2 protein-coding genes are annotated in these 1,401 nt (G+C 37.1%); both read left to right on the top strand.

The genetic code is table 11. The features are described 5' to 3' along the window. The first annotated feature begins 51 nt into the window (after positions 1-51). Positions 52-405: an ISAon1 family transposase N-terminal region protein gene (locus AC3WV0_RS18035; RefSeq protein WP_488847478.1), complete on the top strand. Its 354-nt coding sequence runs from the start codon at positions 52-54 to the stop codon at positions 403-405. Between the two features lie 28 nt (positions 406-433). Next, positions 434-1,378, top strand: coding sequence for an ISAon1 family transposase (locus AC3WV0_RS18030; protein WP_488847477.1), 945 nt, complete (start codon positions 434-436; stop codon positions 1,376-1,378). The last annotated feature ends 23 nt before the right edge of the window (positions 1,379-1,401 follow it).

Here is a 1,401-nt window from a genome sequence, read left to right as displayed (position 1 = left end):
GGATCAACACCAAAAGTTGGGGAGAAAACTAAAAAAGGATAATTTTGTATTATGTCTAATGAACAAGAATTACTAAAGTTTTTACTACCGGAATACTTGGTTGAATATTTTGAGATTTCCAAATTTGAAGAAAAAGAAGGCTTGCTTCACCTGTATTTCGAAGAAAAAAACAATATTCCAAAAGAATTTTCATCACTCCAGCTACAAAGCAAAGGTTTTCACGAAGAAATTACCGTTGATGACTTTCCTTTGCGGGGAAAAGCCGTAAAACTCCACATCAAACGCAGAAGATGGACAGATAGTAAGTCCGGCAAAATCTTACAAAGAAACTGGAATCTCATCGCTAAAGGCACTCGCATGACTCAGGATTTTGCAGCCTTTTTAAAAAAAATCAGCCGATACTAAATCGCTTCCCTTAGAAACGATAGGTGAAATGTACGGTGTTAACGGCAAAAAATTCAGGAGACAGTACAAAAAATCACTCAGCGAGTTCAAAGACTGGAAGCAGAAACCTCACGCAGAAGATTGGATTATTTATCCCGAAAACTGTTCTGAATATCTATCATTAGACGAAGTAGCATTATCCGAAGGCGAACTTTACACCGTTCTTACTTCCAAAACTGCAAGAGGCAGAAAAGGAAGTCTGCTTGCCATTGTGAAAGGAACAAAAAGCGAAGAAGTCATCGACAAAATCACGAAAATCAGCCGAAATGCAAGGCTAAAAGTAAAGGAAATCACCTTAGATATGGCAGGCTCTATGAAACTCATCGCCAAACGATGTTTTCCCAATGCGATAAAGGTTATTGACAGGTTTCATGTTCAGAAGCTTGCTATAGAAGCCGTTCAGGAACTCAGAATAAAACACCGTTGGGAAGCCATAGATTCAGAAAATGAAATCTTAAAACAAGCAAAAGACAAAAAAACAAAACCAAAAATCAAGGTTTTTGAAAACGGAGATACCCGAAAACAACTCCTGGCAAGAAGCCGATATTTACTCTACAAAACAAGGGATAAATGGACAGAAAATCAATCTGCCAGAGCAGGAATTTTGTTCAATGAATATCCCGATTTGGAAAAAGCCTACAACTTATCAGACCAATTGAGAAAAATTTACAATCAAAATATTCCTAAATCTGTTGCCATGTTGAAGCTGGCTCATTGGTTCAATGATGTGGAAGAGTCGGGTTTTAAATCGTTTTCTATCCTCAAAAACACAATTACGAATCATTACAACGACATCCTCAATTATTTTAAAAACCGAAGCACCAATGCTGCTGCCGAATCCTTCAATGCTAAAATCAAAAACTTCAGATTACAACTGCGAGGGGTAAAAGATAAATCGTTTTTTCTGTTCAGATTATCCAAACTTTTTGCATAGTCCCCAACTTTTGAAACTGATCC

This window comes from Chryseobacterium sp. 27AL, assembly GCF_057815395.1.
This window is presented reverse-complemented; position numbering and strand designations above follow the sequence as displayed.